Annotated in this window: 19 protein-coding genes and 1 tRNA gene; 11 read left to right on the top strand and 9 right to left on the bottom strand. The window is 58.8% G+C overall.

All coding sequences use genetic code 11. The features are described 5' to 3' along the window. Nucleotides 1–2: 2 nt before the first annotated feature. Both BMY55_RS05105 and murA read right to left on the bottom strand, forming a co-directional pair. The gene (locus tag BMY55_RS05105; protein ID WP_091428883.1) at nt 3–491 is read right to left on the bottom strand and encodes a DUF2948 family protein; all 489 of its coding nucleotides are present in this window, start codon (nt 489–491) and stop codon (nt 3–5) included. Then, the gene (murA, locus tag BMY55_RS05100) at nt 488–1,753 is read right to left on the bottom strand and encodes a UDP-N-acetylglucosamine 1-carboxyvinyltransferase (RefSeq protein WP_091428882.1); all 1,266 of its coding nucleotides are present in this window, start codon (nt 1,751–1,753) and stop codon (nt 488–490) included. Before murA ends, BMY55_RS05105 begins: the two co-directional genes overlap by 4 nt. A 262-nt stretch (nt 1,754–2,015) precedes the next feature. Between murA and BMY55_RS05095 the strand changes: the two genes are divergently transcribed. The 4 genes from BMY55_RS05095 (at nt 2,016) to BMY55_RS05080 (ending at nt 4,461) form a co-directional block, all read left to right on the top strand. Next, nucleotides 2,016–2,090: transfer RNA gene (locus tag BMY55_RS05095), tRNA-Thr, on the top strand. 293 nt (nt 2,091–2,383) lie between these two features. Beyond that, nucleotides 2,384–2,995, top strand: a complete 612-nt coding sequence (locus BMY55_RS05090) for an autoinducer binding domain-containing protein (protein ID WP_091428880.1) — start codon at nt 2,384–2,386, stop codon at nt 2,993–2,995. A gap of 57 nt (nt 2,996–3,052) precedes the next feature. Next, on the top strand, nt 3,053–3,640 hold the full coding sequence (locus BMY55_RS05085) for an acyl-homoserine-lactone synthase (protein WP_091428879.1): 588 nt from the start codon (nt 3,053–3,055) through the stop codon (nt 3,638–3,640). A 236-nt stretch (nt 3,641–3,876) separates the two neighbouring features. Next, nucleotides 3,877–4,461, top strand: coding sequence for an outer membrane protein (locus BMY55_RS05080; protein ID WP_091432051.1), 585 nt, complete (start codon nt 3,877–3,879; stop codon nt 4,459–4,461). Between the two features lie 103 nt (nt 4,462–4,564). On the opposite strand, the gene BMY55_RS05075 is transcribed toward BMY55_RS05080, so the two are convergent. Both BMY55_RS05075 and BMY55_RS05070 read right to left on the bottom strand, forming a co-directional pair. Further along, complete coding sequence (locus BMY55_RS05075; RefSeq protein WP_091428877.1) at nt 4,565–6,457, bottom strand: acyl-CoA synthetase; 1,893 nt, start codon at nt 6,455–6,457, stop codon at nt 4,565–4,567. Between the two features lie 137 nt (nt 6,458–6,594). Further along, nucleotides 6,595–8,391 (bottom strand): ABC transporter transmembrane domain-containing protein, encoded by a 1,797-nt coding sequence (locus BMY55_RS05070; protein WP_091428876.1) that lies wholly within the window; start codon nt 8,389–8,391, stop codon nt 6,595–6,597. Between the two features lie 191 nt (nt 8,392–8,582). Here BMY55_RS05070 and BMY55_RS05065 point away from each other — a divergent pair, with 191 nt between their 5' ends. Together BMY55_RS05065 and BMY55_RS05060 are read left to right on the top strand one after the other, a co-directional pair. Continuing rightward, nucleotides 8,583–8,975, top strand: a complete 393-nt coding sequence (locus BMY55_RS05065) for a hypothetical protein (RefSeq protein WP_091428874.1) — start codon at nt 8,583–8,585, stop codon at nt 8,973–8,975. After that, nucleotides 8,972–9,466, top strand: coding sequence for a YdcF family protein (locus BMY55_RS05060; protein WP_091428873.1), 495 nt, complete (start codon nt 8,972–8,974; stop codon nt 9,464–9,466). Before BMY55_RS05065 ends, BMY55_RS05060 begins: the two co-directional genes overlap by 4 nt. Here BMY55_RS05060 and BMY55_RS05055 read toward each other — a convergent pair. From BMY55_RS05055 to BMY55_RS05035, 5 genes are all read right to left on the bottom strand, one after another. Continuing rightward, nucleotides 9,444–9,866 (bottom strand): hypothetical protein, encoded by a 423-nt coding sequence (locus tag BMY55_RS05055; RefSeq protein WP_245744649.1) that lies wholly within the window; start codon nt 9,864–9,866, stop codon nt 9,444–9,446. The genes BMY55_RS05060 and BMY55_RS05055 overlap by 23 nt on opposite strands. A 143-nt stretch (nt 9,867–10,009) precedes the next feature. After that, complete coding sequence (locus BMY55_RS05050; protein WP_091428872.1) at nt 10,010–10,597, bottom strand: rhodanese-like domain-containing protein; 588 nt, start codon at nt 10,595–10,597, stop codon at nt 10,010–10,012. A gap of 21 nt (nt 10,598–10,618) precedes the next feature. After that, complete coding sequence (locus tag BMY55_RS05045; protein ID WP_091428871.1) at nt 10,619–10,939, bottom strand: antibiotic biosynthesis monooxygenase family protein; 321 nt, start codon at nt 10,937–10,939, stop codon at nt 10,619–10,621. Between the two features lie 107 nt (nt 10,940–11,046). After that, entirely contained in the window at nt 11,047–11,421 is a 375-nt protein-coding gene (locus tag BMY55_RS05040; RefSeq protein WP_091428870.1) for a TFIIB-type zinc ribbon-containing protein, read from the bottom strand. Nucleotides 11,422–11,513: 92 nt separating this feature from the next. Then, complete coding sequence (locus tag BMY55_RS05035) at nt 11,514–11,921, bottom strand: universal stress protein (protein WP_091428866.1); 408 nt, start codon at nt 11,919–11,921, stop codon at nt 11,514–11,516. Nucleotides 11,922–12,227: 306 nt separating this feature from the next. Between BMY55_RS05035 and ffh the strand changes: the two genes are divergently transcribed. From ffh to bluB, 5 genes are read left to right on the top strand one after another with little or no spacing between them, the layout of a single operon-like run. Then, nucleotides 12,228–13,736 (top strand): signal recognition particle protein, encoded by a 1,509-nt coding sequence (gene ffh, locus BMY55_RS05030; RefSeq protein ID WP_091428859.1) that lies wholly within the window; start codon nt 12,228–12,230, stop codon nt 13,734–13,736. Between the two features lies 1 nt (nt 13,737). Next, nucleotides 13,738–14,301, top strand: a complete 564-nt coding sequence (locus BMY55_RS05025; protein ID WP_091428857.1) for a GNAT family N-acetyltransferase — start codon at nt 13,738–13,740, stop codon at nt 14,299–14,301. A gap of 29 nt (nt 14,302–14,330) precedes the next feature. Then, a complete protein-coding gene (locus tag BMY55_RS05020) occupies nt 14,331–14,627 on the top strand; it encodes a chorismate mutase (RefSeq protein ID WP_091432048.1) in 297 nt (98 codons plus the stop codon). 50 nt (nt 14,628–14,677) lie between these two features. Next, the gene (gene rpsP, locus BMY55_RS05015; RefSeq protein ID WP_091428855.1) at nt 14,678–15,076 is read left to right on the top strand and encodes a 30S ribosomal protein S16; all 399 of its coding nucleotides are present in this window, start codon (nt 14,678–14,680) and stop codon (nt 15,074–15,076) included. A 27-nt stretch (nt 15,077–15,103) separates the two neighbouring features. Then, on the top strand, nt 15,104–15,733 hold the full coding sequence (gene bluB / locus BMY55_RS05010; RefSeq protein ID WP_091428854.1) for a 5,6-dimethylbenzimidazole synthase: 630 nt from the start codon (nt 15,104–15,106) through the stop codon (nt 15,731–15,733).

The following is a 15,733-nucleotide window of genomic DNA, read 5'->3' as shown; positions in this document are numbered from 1 at the left end:
GGTTATTCCGGGTGCTCAGGCGTGTGACGCGACGGCGCGACATAAGGGCGGGTGACGTCCTGAAGCGTGACATCCAGCGTTTCGACGTCCAGCGCGATGGCTCCGTCGCCTGCCAAGATCAGTTCAAGTAGCCCCATCCCATCTTTAGCCGCCACGAACGACAAAGACAGAAGCGATAAAATCAGATCTTTATTGCCGCGCTCAATTCCTTGACTTTGCACTTTTAGAACATCCGAGACGGAAAGCACCGACTGAACCCGCTCGACCGGGCGCGACCGGCGTTTCGCGGCGGCTGTATCCTCCCATCGGAAGCGGTTCAGCAACAGGGCAAAGCGTCTGTGGCGCGCATCCCACGCGATTTCTGATGCCGGGAATACGGCGTCCTGCACCAGCGTGCTGATCACTTGCAGATCCTCATCGTCCATCGCAATCAGGCGAAGCGGAGCCTCTGCCGCATCTTCAAACCGGGCATCCTGGTCTGTATCGCTCATTCTTTGATCCGTTCGATTTTGGCCCCGATTGAGGACAGTTTGCGCACAACCTTCTCATACCCGCGATCAAGGTGATAGACGCGGCTGACCACGGTTTCACCCTCCGCCGCCATGCCCGCCAGGATCAGCGACACGGACGCCCTGAGATCAGTTGCCATGACCGGCGCGCCTTTCAACTTCTTGACCCCGTGCACCGTGGCCGTGCCGCCATGCACCTCTATATTCGCACCCATACGCGTCAGTTCAGGTGCGTGCATGAAGCGGTTCTCGAAGATGGTTTCGTGCAGAACCGATGTGCCCTCTGCGGTGCATAGCATCGCCATCATCTGCGCTTGAAGGTCGGTCGGGAAACCGGGGAAGGGTTCGGTGGTGACATCGACCGCCGAGACGCGCCCGTTCTTTCGCGTGACTTTCAAACCGCGCGCGGTTTCTTCCACCTGAATGCCCGCAGCATCCAGTTTTTCGACAAAGCTTTTAACCAGATCAATGCGACCACCCAGGCATTCGACCTCACCACCCGCGATGGCGGGGGCCAGCATATAGGTGCCAAGTTCGATCCGATCAGTGACAACCGGGTGGGTTGCGCCGTGCAAGCGGTCCACGCCCTGAATGACAATCTCGGTCGTGCCATCCCCGTCAATTTGCGCGCCCATCTTGCGCAGGCAATCCGCCAGATCGACGATTTCCGGCTCGCGCGCGGCGTTGCGAATGATGGTCGTGCCTTTGGCCAGCGTGGCCGCCATCAGGATATTCTCGGTCGCCCCGACAGACGCAAAGGCCAGTTCAATCTCGGTCCCCTTAAGGCCACGCGGTGCCTTGGCATGCAGATACCCGTCTTTCAGCTCGATCTCTGCGCCCAACTTTTCCAGCCCAAAAATGTGCAGGTCCATGGGTCGCGCTCCAATCGCGCAGCCGCCGGGCAGCGACACAACTGCATGCCCCAGCCGCGCCAGCATCGGCCCCAACACAAGGTTCGAGGCGCGCATCTTTCGTACGATATCATAATCGGCCACGTGGTTGTTGATGTCATGCGACGACATCGCCAGCACCTGCCCGTCCTGCATCGACGTCGCCTCAGCCCCTAACGAGGCGAGCAATTCAGTCATCGTCTTGATATCTGACAGGCGCGGCGCGTTGGTCAGCGTCAAGGGCTCTTCCGACAACAGAGTCGCCGGCATCAGCGTCAAACACGCGTTCTTTGCCCCCGCAATAGGTATTTCGCCGCGCAGTTCACCACCACCGGTCACAACTATCGAATCCATCTGCCCGCCTTTTCTATTGGTCTTTTTGCGTCTGCGACCGAGTGGCCCCGTTTCCCGCCCGCGCGCGCGCCTGGGATTTGCGCCGCGCCATGTTGGCCTTCAGCGCAGCTTTCAGCCGCTCTTCACGATCCGCCCCTTTTTTTGAGGGTTTCTGGGGTATCTTCTTACGCTCCATAACCCCTTCTGTAACCCAGCTTCAAAAAAGGGTCCAGAATGCGCTTGCGTCCTTACGCAATTAGGGCTAATCAGCCGCCCACAGTGTGCTGCTGTAGCTCAGTGGTAGAGCGCGTCATTGGTAATGACGAGGTCGGGAGTTCGATCCTCCCTAGCAGCACCATATCATCGGCAATATCAGACTGGGCTTTGATCAGGCAGTGACGGCGGTGCACGCTATTCTGATTTCTGTCGATTTGAACGCTATTCTCACCGGATACATGGATTGTCTCATTTACGAGTACAAATATCATCTTAAGGTTGATATTTTTCGGGCAGTGTGTGTTTTGGCTTGCATCTGATTTTATCCGATGAGAGCTTGGCGCGCCAAGGCTTCGCGGCGCATTTTTTGAGTGTTTCGTGGCGCTGAATGCAATTTAGGGTTGTGTTTCTCTTCGGTGTAACCAAAATTTAACCATGAGCCGGAATCAAGCGATAGACTCGCTGCTAGATGAATTGGAACCAATGGCCTCGGCGGGATATTTCGTCGGGCTGCATATTCGTTTTGCCGCACCTCTCCTGACCTTCCAAACATACCCGCAAGCCTGGTCCGATCACTACACGCGCAACGCCTATGCGTTGCGTGACCCGATGATCGCCTGGGGCATATCGCGCACCGGTGCCACGCGCTGGAGCGATATTGACCTGCCCGACCCGTTTGGCATCCTGAAGGATGCCGCTCGGCACGGGCTGGTCTATGGCGTCTGCGTGTCCTGTGGTGAAATCTCATCGCGGACGGTTGCAGGTTTAGCCCGGGCTGACCGGGAATTTACCGATGAAGAGATCGCCGCGATCAGCGGTGTCGTGCTTCGGCTTCACCATGTTTCACAACCCCCTGATACGCTGACCAAGGCCGAGATCGAAGCGCTTCGCGTGCTGGCATCGGGTGAACGCTATGCGGCAGGTGCGGTTGTGCTGGGCATTTCGGAAAGCGCGCTGAAGGCGCGTCTGTCCTCTGCCCGCAAGAAGTTATTTGCACGCACCTCGGCCGAGGCCATTCAGAGAGCTAAGGACTACCGACTGATCTAGACCCGGCTGTCGCCTGGGCGTGCTTCCCGTTTTTTTTCAACCAAACTGGAGGATGTCATGCAGACGACCACACTTTCTTTCGCCAATTTACACAACCATGGCGAGTTATTTGCGAATCTACTTCGCGCTAGACGGCAAAGCTTTATCATTCAGAACCGTTGGGATCTTCCCGAAGCACTGGGAATGGAGTTCGACCAATACGACACGCCCGCCAGCCGTTGGGTGGCGGTCCATGAATTCGGCCGGGTTCTGGCTGGCATTCGGTTGACGCCGACCACGGCGCGTTGCGGGATTTATACCTACATGATCCGCGATGCGCAGCTGGGGCTGCTGGACTCGATCCCGTCGGACCTTCTGTATGACGACGCCCCGGTGGCCGAGAACATCTGGGAAAGCAGTCGGGTCTTCGTGGCGCATGATACGCCGCAGCGGGTGCGCCGCCTTGTCCATGGACACTTGATTTCCGAGATGACGAAGTCGGCCCGCGATTTGGGGGCCACGCGTGTTCTGGGCTTGATCCCGGCCAGTTGGCCCCGTTGGTCCAAGCGTTTGGGTTTGGACACCAGCGCCGCAGGACGGGTGATGGAAATTGATGGGATCAACAATCAAGTCGTGTCCATCGACCTGTCAGGCAAGCTGCACTGACAAGGGCAGCCACCCCGCTGCAAACCCAACGAACACCTGTGATCAGGGCGCGGTTTCTGCGCCCTTTTCAACAAGTCGGCAGGTATCAACCGATCCCTCATGCCCTTGGGCAATTCCCCGCCAATGTGACGCGACACGCGGCCCCACCCCTTAAATCAGCACATATCAACCCTACATATGATCCAGAGGTGCCTAAGCCTCGTATTAGGGCCACATACAACGAGAGGATGGAACACATGTTGAAGACGTTTTCTTATACAGCCGCCGCCGTGGCGTTGACGGCGACTACCGCATTGGCTGGCAGTTTGGCGGAACCTACGCCTGAGCCGACGATCGCATACGCTCCTGCACCGGCCGCCACACCTGATTGGACAGGTGGCTATGTCGGTGCACAGATCGGCTATGCCGATGTTGGCACCACAGCCGCTGGCGTCGAAGGCGATGGCGTGATCGGCGGTCTTACTGCCGGTTACGATTTTGACATGGGCAACTGGGTTGCCGGTGTGGGCATCGACTATGACTGGGCCGATGTGGATCTTGCTGGCGCCGCCAACCTTGAGAACGTCCTGCGCGTCAAAGCGCGTGGCGGTTACAAGATGGGCGACGGGCTGCTTTACGCAACCGCCGGTTACGCCAATGCCTATACGGATACACTTGGAGACAGCGACGGCTATTTCGTCGGCGCTGGCTACGAACAGCGTGTCACAAGCTCGTTCAATATCGGTGCAGAAGTTCTGTATCACGAATTTGCTGACTTCAATGGCAGCGGTATCGACGTTGACGCGACCACGATTCAGTTGCGCGGCACCTACCGCTTCTGATGGTCAGTGTACCTTAGACAAAACAATGGCGCGCCAGCCAGGCGCGCCATTCGTATTTCCATCCTGCACATTTGCCCTGGCTGGGGTCTTGCGATAACCCAGCTTAATCCATCCACTCGAACGGACGGGTAAACTCGCCCAGGCACTGCGCCACGGCCTCGTGATCCACATCCCCCGTCGCGCGCAATCTTGCCACAAGCCCGCGTTTCTTGTCGTCAATGACCTCAACCACATGGGCGTCATGTCCGGCATCTTCCAACGCCTTGTCATAAACCCGCGTGATCGCGGATTTGCGCAGCTCGGGCTTGAACACTTTTCCAACAGCGGTCTTGGGCAGTTCGTCCAAAATCTCGATATGCTTGGGCAGTGCGGCTTTTTCGTGGATATGCTTCTTGGCGAAATCCATCAACTCGTCGGTCGTAACTTGCGCGCCGCCGACCAGTTCGACATAGGCGCATGGCAGTTCCCCGGAATAACTGTCGGGCTGTCCGATGGCCCCCACGAAGGCCACCGCGTCGTGACCGGCCAGAACCTCTTCGATCTCGGCCGGGTCTATGTTGTGTCCGCCCCGGATGATCAGATCCTTGGCGCGACCGGTGATCCACAGATAGCCGTCTTCGTCCAGACGGCCCAGATCGCCCGTGCGCAGATGGCTGCCATAGGCGAACAGACCTTGGTTCTTGGCCTCTTCCGTATAGGTGTTGCCCGCAAAGACGCCGGGGTTGGACAGGCATATCTCGCCCACCTCGTCCACGTCATGTTCTTTCAGGACATTCCCGTCGTCGTCACAGGTCAGGATCTTCACGTCCGTATAGGGAAATGGCACACCGACCGACCCGACTTTCTTGTCGCCCGCTGGCGGGTTGCAGGACACAAGACAGGTGGCTTCGGTCAGCCCGTAGCCTTCAACAATCGTGACACCGGTTGCCGCAACAAAGCGGTTGTAAAGCTCGATCGGCAGCGGGGCGGAACCAGAAAACGCGGTTTTGAGCGACGAAACATCCGCGTCCACCGGCCGCTGCATCAGCGCCGAAATGGCAGTCGGGACGGTGATCATGAAGCTAACCTTGTAGCGCTCGACGAGTTTCCAGAAATTGTCGAACACCCCTTCGCCGCGATAGCCCGCAGGGGTCGGATGCACGAAATGGCTGCCTGCCATCAGAACCGACATCCAGATCACATGCACTGCAAAGACGTGAAACAGCGGCAAGGGACAGATTATCACGTCATTTTCGTCAAACAGCAGGCTCGATCCAAGCCAACCGTTATAGACCATGCCAGAGTATTTGTGCTGCGCCACTTTCGGCGTGCCGGTCGTGCCGCCGGTGTGGAAATAGGCGGCGACGCGATCTTCCGGCGTATCGGTGAAATCGAGGGTGGTATTCTGGCGCGACATCTCGGCCACGAAATCCAGAACACGCGCCTTGTGGGCGACCGGGTTCTTCGGTCGCAGAAGCGGCACCAGCCAGCTTTTCGGCGGGCTAAGGTAACGGTTCAGGTCGATCTCTAGCACGGTATGCACGTTCGGCGCCATCGCCACGGACTTGGCCGCCAGTTGTGCAACATCGGCCTTCGGGAAAGATTTCAGCGTCACCAGCACCTTGGCTCCGGTTTCACGCAGGATGCCCGAGACCTGCTCGGCGTCCAGAAGCGGGTTGATCGGGTTTACGATCCCAGCAATGCCGCCACCCATGAGGGTGTAAATCGTCTCGTTACAATTGGGCAACAGGAAGGCGACAACATCTTTTTCGCCGATCCCCAGCGACCGAAACAGGTTCGCCGCCTGGCAGGACCGTTCCAGCATTTGCCGCCATGTCACGGTTTCCTTGGCGTCGGTTGGCCCGGATGTCAGCTGATACGACGCCGCGGGCCGTTCCGGGAATTTCTTTGCGGTCTGTTCCAACATTTGATACAGCGTGACGGGCTTGTCGCGCGCATCCCAACTCATCTCGGCTTCGACCGCGTTGCGGTCTTTCATCGAGCCAAAATCATACATTCTTGTTCCTCCCCTGCGCCCAGAGAACCGGGCGGTCGTTTGATCACAAGAATGCGGTCAAAACCGGCCCCCCGCAAGTGTGACGTGACGTGGCGAATTTGGGTGACGCTAGGGGAGGTTAGCAGGCGAGACGGGCCTCAGGCCATACCTTCGGTAAATTGCAAACGTGCCAGCCGGGCATAGAGACCGTCTTGCGCAACCAGTTCATCATGTGTGCCTTGCGCCACGATACGCCCTTCGTCAAAGACGACGATCCGATCCGCCTTTTTTACCGTGGCCAGCCGGTGCGCCACGATCAGCGTGGTGCGGCCTTGCGCCAGCTCGTCCACGGCCTGTTGCACCAGACGCTCGCTTTCGGCGTCCAGCGCCGATGTCGCCTCGTCCAGCAGCAGGATCGGCGCGTCGCGCAGGATGGCGCGGGCGATGGCGATGCGCTGTTTCTGCCCCCCCGACAGCATCACGCCGCGTTCACCCACATAGGTGTCATAACCTTCGGGCAGCCGTTCCAGGAACTCGTGCGCGGCGGCGGCGCGGGCGGCGGCTTCGACCTCGGCGTCTGTCGCATCGGGACGGCCGAAGCGGATGTTCTCGCGCGCAGAGGCTGCGAAGATCACCGCGTCCTGCGGCACCAGCGCCACGTATTTGCGGAACTCGTCCCTGCGCATCTGGCGCAGGTCGACGCCGTCCAGCATCACCGCCCCGTCCTCGGGGTCATAGAACCGTTGGATCAGTTGGATGATCGTCGACTTGCCCGCGCCGGACGGGCCGACCAGTGCGAGCGTTTCGCCGGGAGCTACGTTCAGCGATATCCCCTCCAAAGCCGCCTGATTTGGGCGTGCGGGATAGTGGAAGGTGACGTCATCGAACTCGATCGCGCCTTTGGGCCGTTTGGTGATGGCAATCGGGTTGACCGGATCCTTGACCGCATCTTCGGCGTTCAAAAGCTCGACCAGACGTTCAGTCGCCCCAGCAGCGCGTTGCAGCTCGCTCCAGATTTCCGACAGGGCACCAACGGCCCCGGCCACCATGACCGAATAGATCACGAACTGCACCAGTGCCCCGATCGAGATATTGCCCGCCGTCACATCGCGCATCCCAATCCACAAGACCCCAACAACGCCCGAGAAGATCAGCGAAATCACGATCACCGTCATCACGGCACGTGTGCCAATCCGGCGCTTGGCCGATATAAAGCTTTCCTCGGTCAGCCCGGAAAACTCGCCTCGGCTCAGGTCCTCGTGGGTGAAGGCTTGAACGGTCTGGACCGACAGCAGCGCCTCGGACGCATTGCCCGAGCTTTTGGCGATCCATTCCTGGTTTTCGCGGCCCAGCACACGCAAACGCCGCCCCAGAACGATGATTGGCACGATCACTATTGGCACGATCAAAAGCACAAGCCCGGTCAACTTTGCCGAAGTCAGCAGCATCAAAACCATACCGCCCAGGAAGATGAACACGTTGCGCAGCGCGACCGACACCGACGATCCGATCACCGACAGGATCAACGTGGTGTCAGTCGTGATCCGGCTCAGCACTTCGCCGGTCATGATGTTTTCATAAAAGGCCGGGCTCATTCCGACGACGCGACCAAAGACAGCCTTGCGGATATCCGCAACCACGCGTTCACCCAACCGGGTCACGAGATAGTAGCGCAACCCCGTCCCAAGGGCGAGCAAGCTGGCAACGGCGAGTGCTGCCAGAAAGTACCTGTCGAGCAGTTGGGTCGTCGCGTCGCCAAACCCATCCACGACCCGGCGCACCGCGATTGGCAGGGTCAACGAAATTCCAGCCGTAAACACCAGCGCGCAGAACGCAGCCAATATCCAGAACCGATAAGGCTGCATGAACGGCCACAGCCCAGCCAGCGCGCCAATACGTTTGGATTTCTCGCGTTCGTCCATTTCAACGCTGGACGCACCTGCCTGTCTTGCCATTTGACCTGCTCCTTTCGGGCAGAGATAGCCGCGCACGGCACGACGCACAAGCCGAACTGCCATTCGGGATTGTCGCAGACCGCCGGGGGCGTTTCCTGATCGACAAACTTTGCGAAGTTCTGTCCTTTCACATATCTGCCGCAGAATGCTATGATCTGCTGGCCCAGAGGCACGATGAAGGAACACGTTTCATGTTACTTTTCCACCGTATCCCGACAATGGTTGGTCTTGCGCTTCTTTTGGGTCTGTCCGCCTGTGCGACGCCGCAACAACGCTGCATCGCCGGGGCAACCGCCGATTATCGCACGCTACAGACCCAGATCAAGACAGCCGAATCCAACATCGCGCGCGGCTATGCGTTGCACCGGCAATCCATTCCCATCACCAACACGCGTGTGTGCTACGATGGCAATAAGAACCCGTATACCTGCCAACGGACGGCATTTCGCCAAATTGAAACGCCGGTATCCATCGACATTGACAACGAAAAGGCCAAGCTGGCCGGCCTGAAGGCGAAACTTGCAACGGCGCAGCGCAAAGCGGTTGCGGGCACCAAGGTCTGTCGCCAGACCTATCCTGAATGACCCGCGTTGCCATTGTGCTGGGTGCGGCGGTGCGACCGGATGGATCGCCGTCGCCCGCACTTCTGCGGCGCGCAAGAGCTGCGGCTGGCCTCTATGGGGACGGGAAGGTTAGTAAGATCATCGCATCCGGCGGCGTGCCCCGCGCGGGCCGCAGCGAAGCCAGCGTAATTGGTGAGGTTTGCAAACAAGCCGGGGTTCCGACATCGGCCATCATGATCGAGGAAGCGTCGAGCAACACGCTGGAAAACATCAAATACTCCAAAGCATTACTGCCGCCCGACGCGCAGGTGGTCCTGGTCACGGATCGCTATCACGCGTTTCGGGCACGATTGACAGCCCGCGAGTTTGGATTGACCCCGGAGTGCTTTTCACCAGCACTGCGCCCGAACAGGATTGACCGGATCATCCGGGGCTATCTCAGAGAAGCCGCCGCCGTCTTGCTCTATGCCATGCGCCGCGCGCAGCGGTTTATTTCGCGACAGTCACTGTAAGGGACGTTCCAGTATTGCCGCTGCCATAGATGCGCACAAACACGGTCGCCCCGCCTTGCACCAGACGCTTTGCAGCCTGGGGATCAATGGACCCGTTCATCACCATACGTTCCATTTCCCCACGATTGTCGATCGACCCGAAGAACGGGTCGAACTCATCGCCTGGCTGGCTGATCCCGTACCGATGAAAATTGGCGCGATCCTGACGCAGAATCTGCCAGGGCTGGTTCAGCCGCGCGCCCTTGGAACTGAACAGATCGGGCTGGCCGATATAGGCGACGTAGGAGCCGATCAGCTCTTGCGCCCGGGCGGCGGTCCCGCCCAGAGACGCCAGAACCAACCCCACCGCAAACGCGGCAGACGGCAGACCAAATCGTCGTTTTTGGGTCTTTCGCGACATTGCATCACCCTTATCCTTACGCTCAACTTGGGGATGTCGGTTCATCGGGTCAATGGCTGGGTTCAGTTGCCATCAACACTGCCCCAATTTTGCAACGCGATGGAACTGGCGCGACAGGTGAAGGTCGCGCCAACCGGTAAAGGTCACTGGGGATCTGACACGGTAAGACCCAGCAACCGCCACGCCTGCATCCCACCACGATAATAATTGATCTTGTCGGCGGGAAAGCCCGCTTCGATCATCCGACGCGCGGCGGTTGGCGACTGACCGCACCAATTGCCGTTACAGAACAGTGCAACGGGTTTTGCGCCCTCACAATCGAACCCGTCAAAATCAATCTCGCACCCTAATTCATCCAGACGATCTGCCGCTTCGTTATAGGGGATCGAGATCGCGCCGGGGATGGTGCCACCTGCGTGATCGGCCGGCACGCGGCTGTCCACCACGATCACCTCGGGATCTTGCAACATCTCAAGCAACTCAAGCTCACCGATTGGTGTCACTCCGGGCGCGGGCACCATCGGTTGCACACAAAAATTCGGGCAGGCGCGAGAGGTCCGTGCCCATTCCCCTGTTATCTGGTTGTCCTGATCGGGATTGCGCGAAATTTCCACTGGGCCAGAGACGGTTTCGACCGTCACCGACGGCATGTCCGGACGGATATTCACCCCATCCGCCAATGCAGGAGTTGCCAACATCACTGCCGTCAGAAAAGCAATTGTATGTTTCATCTCGGTCCCTCTCCACCAAGTTTAGTCGAAGGTTTCAAACACGTCATACATGACCGGCTCGAAACTTTTGCACAGGGTCGCAATTACGCGATTACGCTCGCGCATTTCATCAGTGCGCAGCATGGCCTGAAAATCCTCGCGCCTCTTCCATTGCGAATAGTTGGCGATCCTGGTCTGAGCGTCGTTGACATGAAGACCGGCCCCGACGAAACCGGGCTGCTTTGAAATGAACTGATGATAGGCATCGGTCAGCGCGTCCAGCAAATCCTGACAGGTGCCGGGCGTCATTTCGAACGTGGTGATAACAGTTTGATAATCGGGGGCTTTGCTGATTTTGGGCATGGCTTCCTCCTGTTGATAAGGAAAGCCTAATCCCTTTCGTGCGCCAGATGAATACGAGATTTGAGGGTGGGCGGAAATGGCTCACCCCCACCCCGATCAATCACGGATCAATCGAAGTCGAATATTTCGGACAGGATCGACTTTCCGCGCCTGCGTTTGTAACGCTTCGCATGGCGGTAATCATCATCGTCGTCGTCATCGTCATACCGATACTTGCGCGATGGCTTTTTATACCGCCGATCATCCCGACCTTCGCGGCGGGCCGCCACGGGCGTGTCGGTGGTGATCGGTCCCGGCAGGTCGGGCGGATCGGTCGGGGCCGGATCAGGATTGGGAAGCACCACGGCAGGGGTCGCCTTTTCTATGATCTTGTCCAGTTCGCCCCGGTCAAGCCAGACACCCCGGCATTCGGGGCAATAGTCGATTTCGACCCCGTGACGTTCCGTCATCAAAAGATCAGTTCCATCAATCGGGCATTTCATGTGCTGGCTCCTCCTGCCTTGCTGATAAATGATGTAGGAATGAAAAAGCGGGCCGCAAGAGCCCGCTTTCCCAACATTTTGAAATGCGCGAATTATCGCGACACATGCACTGCACAAGGCGCATGACGCACCACGCGCGCCGCCGTTGAACCAAGGAAGAAGTCGGTCAGGCCGGGCCGGTGCGAGGCCACGACGATGCAGTCGACCCCATGGTGCTTGGCGTAATCCACAATCGCATGGCCCGCGTGGCCCGAGACCACCTTGATGGCGATGCTGTCCTCTCCGGCCAGTTCTTCTTTCATCCGCGCTTCAAGCTCATGCACGTTTTCTTCCAGCTGCCCTTCAGGCAGGTATTGGGCAACATAGGCGGGCACTTCCTCCATCACATGAAGGGCGGTGATCTTGGCACCTTTCTCGGCAATGGCTTTCGCAATGCTCAGGGCTTCTTTGGTATCCCGCTCATGATCCAGAGCGATCGGCACGAGGACATTGTTATACATCTCGGTGCTCCTGTGTTTGAGTGTTCCGTTTCCCTTTCCGGATACGTTACACCGCAGCACACAACCATGATACAGGTCAATTGGTGCCAGCCTGCCGCCAGCTGTGTGGCTTTCCTTGACAGCAAGGGGCAAGCGGGCTATCTCCGCCCCAACTCCGGGAGTCGTTATGCTTCCGGTCCCGTGGCTTATGCCGGGATCGCCCTCTGTCAGCGCGTTGCGCCCACAGGGGCGTCACTGGTTTGAAGTTTGGATTAGTGCAGCCCAGCCCCTATTTAGGGGTAAATGAAACGGCAAAGGAGCCGAGATATGTTCGAGAGCCTGTCAGACCGCCTATCCGGTGTCTTTGACCGCCTGACGAAACAGGGTGCGCTGTCCGAGGACGATGTAAAAACTGCGCTTCGTGAGGTCCGCGTGGCACTGCTTGAGGCCGATGTCTCACTACCTGTCGCCCGCGATTTCATCAAGAAAGTGCAGGAACAGGCCACCGGCCAGTCTGTCACCAAATCCGTGACCCCGGGCCAGCAGGTCGTGAAGATCGTGCACGATGCGCTGATCGAGGTTCTGACCGGCGAGGGCGAGCCGGGTGCCTTGAAGATCGACAACCCCCCTGCCCCGATCCTTATGGTCGGTCTGCAAGGTGGTGGTAAGACGACGACGACCGCCAAGCTGGCGAAGCGTTTGAAGGAAAAAGACGGCAAGCGCGTGCTGATGGCATCGCTTGACGTGTATCGCCCCGCCGCAATGGATCAGTTGGCGATCCTCGGCACGCAGGTGGGCGTTGACACACTGCCCATCGTGCCCGGCCAGAAACCTGTCGACATCGCCAAACGCGCTAAGCAGCAGGCGACGATGGGTGGCTATGACGTCTATATGCTGGACACGGCGGGTCGTTTGCATATCGACGAAGTCCTGATGGACGAGGTCGAGCAAGTCTCGAAAGTCGTCACTCCGCGCGAAACGCTTCTGGTCGTCGATGGCCTGACCGGTCAGGTTGCCGTCGAGGTTGCGCAGGAATTTGACGACAAAGTTGGCATTTCGGGCGTCGTTCTGACCCGGATGGATGGCGACGGACGCGGTGGTGCCGCCCTGTCGATGCGCGCAGTCACTGGCAAGCCGATCCGATATGTCGGTCTTGGCGAAAAGATGGATGCGCTGGAAACTTTCGAGCCAGAGCGGATCGCAGGCCGTATCCTTGGCATGGGCGATATCGTCTCGTTGGTCGAAAAGGCGCAGGAAACCATCGAGGCCGAACAGGCCGAGCGCATGATGAAGCGCTTCCAGAAAGGTCAGTTCAACATGAACGACCTGAAGATGCAGCTTGAGCAGATGATCAAGATGGGCGGGATGCAGGGCGTCATGGGGATGATGCCGGGCATGGGCAAGATGGCCAAACAGGCCGAGGCCGCCGGGATGGACGACAAGGTGCTGAAGCAGCAGATTGCGCTTATCCAGTCCATGACAAAACGCGAGCGCGCCAACCCGCAGATTCTTCAAGCCAGCCGCAAAAAGCGGATCGCCAAAGGGGCCGGGCTGGAAGTGTCGGAGTTGAACAAGCTTCTGAAAATGCAACGCCAGATGGGCGACATGATGAAGAAGATGGGCAAGATGGGCAAAGGCAAGATGTTAAAACAAGCCATGAAAGGCATGTTCGGCAAAGGTGGCATCCCCGACATGCCGCCGGGAATGGACCCGTCGTCGATGGACCCGAAGGCACTGGAAGCAGCCGCAAAGCAACTGGGCGCCAAGGGGGGGCTGCCCGGTCTGGGCGGCGGTGGCCTGCCTCCCGGTTTGTCTGGCTTTGGAAAGAAGAAGTGACATGATCTCGCCCGTCACCATTCCCTGCCCCGGCGCCCCGATTGCCGAAGCCGCCCGCGCCGCGTTGCCCGTGCTGCGCACGCAACGTCTGGTTTTGCGTGCGCCCGAACTGGGTGACTTCGCGCTGTTCAAGCAACTGTTTTCGCTGCCCACTGCCAAGTTCATGGGGCAGCCACCGGATAACGAGGCGATCTGGGCGCAGTTCACGAACTACACCGCTGGCTGGACACTGCGTGGCGATGGGATGTTCACCGTCTGCCAGAACAATACGCCTGTGGGGTTTATCTTCGCTGGGGTCGAAATCGGCGACCAAGCCATCGAGCTTGGCTTTTTCATCGCCCCCGAGGCGCAAGGTCAGGGCATCGCTTCTGAGGCCGCAACAGCCACGCTTGCCCATCTGCGCAGTCTGGGACCTGACCAAATCGTCAGCTACGTCGCGCCGGAAAACACCGCCAGCCAAGCGTTGGTCGCCAAATTGGGCGGCGAGCAGACAGGCACATTGGACGGGGCACTTGTTTTTAGCTATCCGCTGGACAGCGATGGCGGGCCGGAGGCGTATGCATGACCGATACCTCTCACGGAAAGGACGTCGCGATGACCGACGATGCCGCCCGCGCCGCTGAATTGTTGAAAGACCATCGCAGGTCGATCGACCGGCTGGATGCAATCCTTGTCTACACGCTGGGCGAACGTTTCAAGCATACGCAAGCTGTCGGCAAGCTGAAGGCCGAACACGAACTTCCGCCCTCGGACCCCGCCCGCGAAGCCAAACAGATCGAGCGCCTGGAAGACCTGTCACGTCGCGCCGATCTGGACCCCGAATTCGCCAAGAAATTCCTGAACTTCATCATTGATGAGGTCATCAGGCATCACAAGAAACACCACGAATAACCAAATGCCGGGGCCTTCCCCGCAAGTAGCTAGAAAAAAGGAAAACTCTCATGGCTATGAAAATTCGTCTCGCCCGTGGCGGCTCGAAAAAACGTCCGTTCTATCGCGTTGTTGCAACCGATTCCCGCATGCCGCGCGATGGCCGTTTCATCGAAAAGCTGGGCACCTATAACCCGCTGCTGCCGAAAGATTCGGAAGAGCGTGTGAAATTGGACATGGAACGCGTTCAATACTGGCTGGGCCAGGGCGCGCAGCCATCAGACCGCGTGTCGCGTTTCCTGGAAGCCGCCGGCATCCTTGAGAAGAAAGAACGTGCGAACCTGAAAAAAGGTGCGCCGGGCAAGAAAGCACAAGAGCGTGTGCAGGAAAAAGCCGACAAAGCGGCCGCCGCTGCCGAAGCCGCTGCCGCTCCTGCGCAAGAGCCTGTAGAAGAAGCCTCGGAAGAATAAGCTGCCAATAATAGGGGCGGATCTGACATGCACACCTTTTCACGGGCGTTTCAGTCGGATCTTGAAGATCTGATGCGTTGGCGGCGCGACGTGCGCCGCTTTCGCAGCGATCCAGTGGACGAGGCACTCTTGCAAGAGTGCCTCGACGCGTTTCTGCTGGCCCCATCTGTCGGACTGTCGGAACCATGGCGGGTGATCCGCGTCGAAAGCGATATGGCCCGCGCCGCGGCGCTTGAGAATTTCACGAAAGCAAACGACGACGCCTTGCGCGGCTATTCCGGTGAAAAGGCCAAGCTCTATGCCGGGCTGAAACTGTCGGGAATGCAGGATGCCCCCGTCCAACTGGCGGTGTTCAGCGACGAAGCCACCGCGAAAGGCGCAGGCCTTGGTGCGGGAACGATGCCCGAGATGCGCCGCTACTCGGTGGTGTCTGCCATCATGCTGTTCTGGTTGGCCGTGCGTGCGCGTGGTCTGGGGCTAGGCTGGGTGTCGATCCTTGACCCAGACCGGTTGAGCCGTGATCTTGACATCCCAACTGACTGGCAACTGGTGGGTTATTTCTGTCTGGGCTGGCCCGAAACGGTTGACGACAGCCCGGAACTTGAACATGCGGGCTGGGAGGAGCGACGCGGCGCGCTTCCCATCGAAACGCGCTGA

The organism is Aliiroseovarius sediminilitoris (genome assembly GCF_900109955.1).
GTDB classification, from domain to species: Bacteria; Pseudomonadota; Alphaproteobacteria; order Rhodobacterales; family Rhodobacteraceae; genus Aliiroseovarius; species Aliiroseovarius sediminilitoris.
Note: the sequence above shows the minus strand (reverse complement) of the source record. Positions and strands in the feature narration are given on the sequence as shown.

Coding starts and splice junctions, on each gene's coding strand:
- BMY55_RS05105 (WP_091428883.1), bottom strand. CDS start 491: ATGAGCGATACAGACCAGGATGCCCGGTTTGAAGATGCGGCAGAGGCT.
- murA (WP_091428882.1), bottom strand. CDS start 1,753: ATGGATTCGATAGTTGTGACCGGTGGTGGTGAACTGCGCGGCGAAATA.
- BMY55_RS05090 (WP_091428880.1), top strand. CDS start 2,384: ATGAGCCGGAATCAAGCGATAGACTCGCTGCTAGATGAATTGGAACCA.
- BMY55_RS05085 (WP_091428879.1), top strand. CDS start 3,053: ATGCAGACGACCACACTTTCTTTCGCCAATTTACACAACCATGGCGAG.
- BMY55_RS05080 (WP_091432051.1), top strand. CDS start 3,877: ATGTTGAAGACGTTTTCTTATACAGCCGCCGCCGTGGCGTTGACGGCG.
- BMY55_RS05075 (WP_091428877.1), bottom strand. CDS start 6,457: ATGTATGATTTTGGCTCGATGAAAGACCGCAACGCGGTCGAAGCCGAG.
- BMY55_RS05070 (WP_091428876.1), bottom strand. CDS start 8,391: ATGGCAAGACAGGCAGGTGCGTCCAGCGTTGAAATGGACGAACGCGAG.
- BMY55_RS05065 (WP_091428874.1), top strand. CDS start 8,583: ATGTTACTTTTCCACCGTATCCCGACAATGGTTGGTCTTGCGCTTCTT.
- BMY55_RS05060 (WP_091428873.1), top strand. CDS start 8,972: ATGACCCGCGTTGCCATTGTGCTGGGTGCGGCGGTGCGACCGGATGGA.
- BMY55_RS05055 (WP_245744649.1), bottom strand. CDS start 9,866: ATGTCGCGAAAGACCCAAAAACGACGATTTGGTCTGCCGTCTGCCGCG.
- BMY55_RS05050 (WP_091428872.1), bottom strand. CDS start 10,597: ATGAAACATACAATTGCTTTTCTGACGGCAGTGATGTTGGCAACTCCT.
- BMY55_RS05045 (WP_091428871.1), bottom strand. CDS start 10,939: ATGCCCAAAATCAGCAAAGCCCCCGATTATCAAACTGTTATCACCACG.
- BMY55_RS05040 (WP_091428870.1), bottom strand. CDS start 11,421: ATGAAATGCCCGATTGATGGAACTGATCTTTTGATGACGGAACGTCAC.
- BMY55_RS05035 (WP_091428866.1), bottom strand. CDS start 11,921: ATGTATAACAATGTCCTCGTGCCGATCGCTCTGGATCATGAGCGGGAT.
- ffh (WP_091428859.1), top strand. CDS start 12,228: ATGTTCGAGAGCCTGTCAGACCGCCTATCCGGTGTCTTTGACCGCCTG.
- BMY55_RS05025 (WP_091428857.1), top strand. CDS start 13,738: ATGATCTCGCCCGTCACCATTCCCTGCCCCGGCGCCCCGATTGCCGAA.
- BMY55_RS05020 (WP_091432048.1), top strand. CDS start 14,331: ATGACCGACGATGCCGCCCGCGCCGCTGAATTGTTGAAAGACCATCGC.
- rpsP (WP_091428855.1), top strand. CDS start 14,678: ATGGCTATGAAAATTCGTCTCGCCCGTGGCGGCTCGAAAAAACGTCCG.
- bluB (WP_091428854.1), top strand. CDS start 15,104: ATGCACACCTTTTCACGGGCGTTTCAGTCGGATCTTGAAGATCTGATG.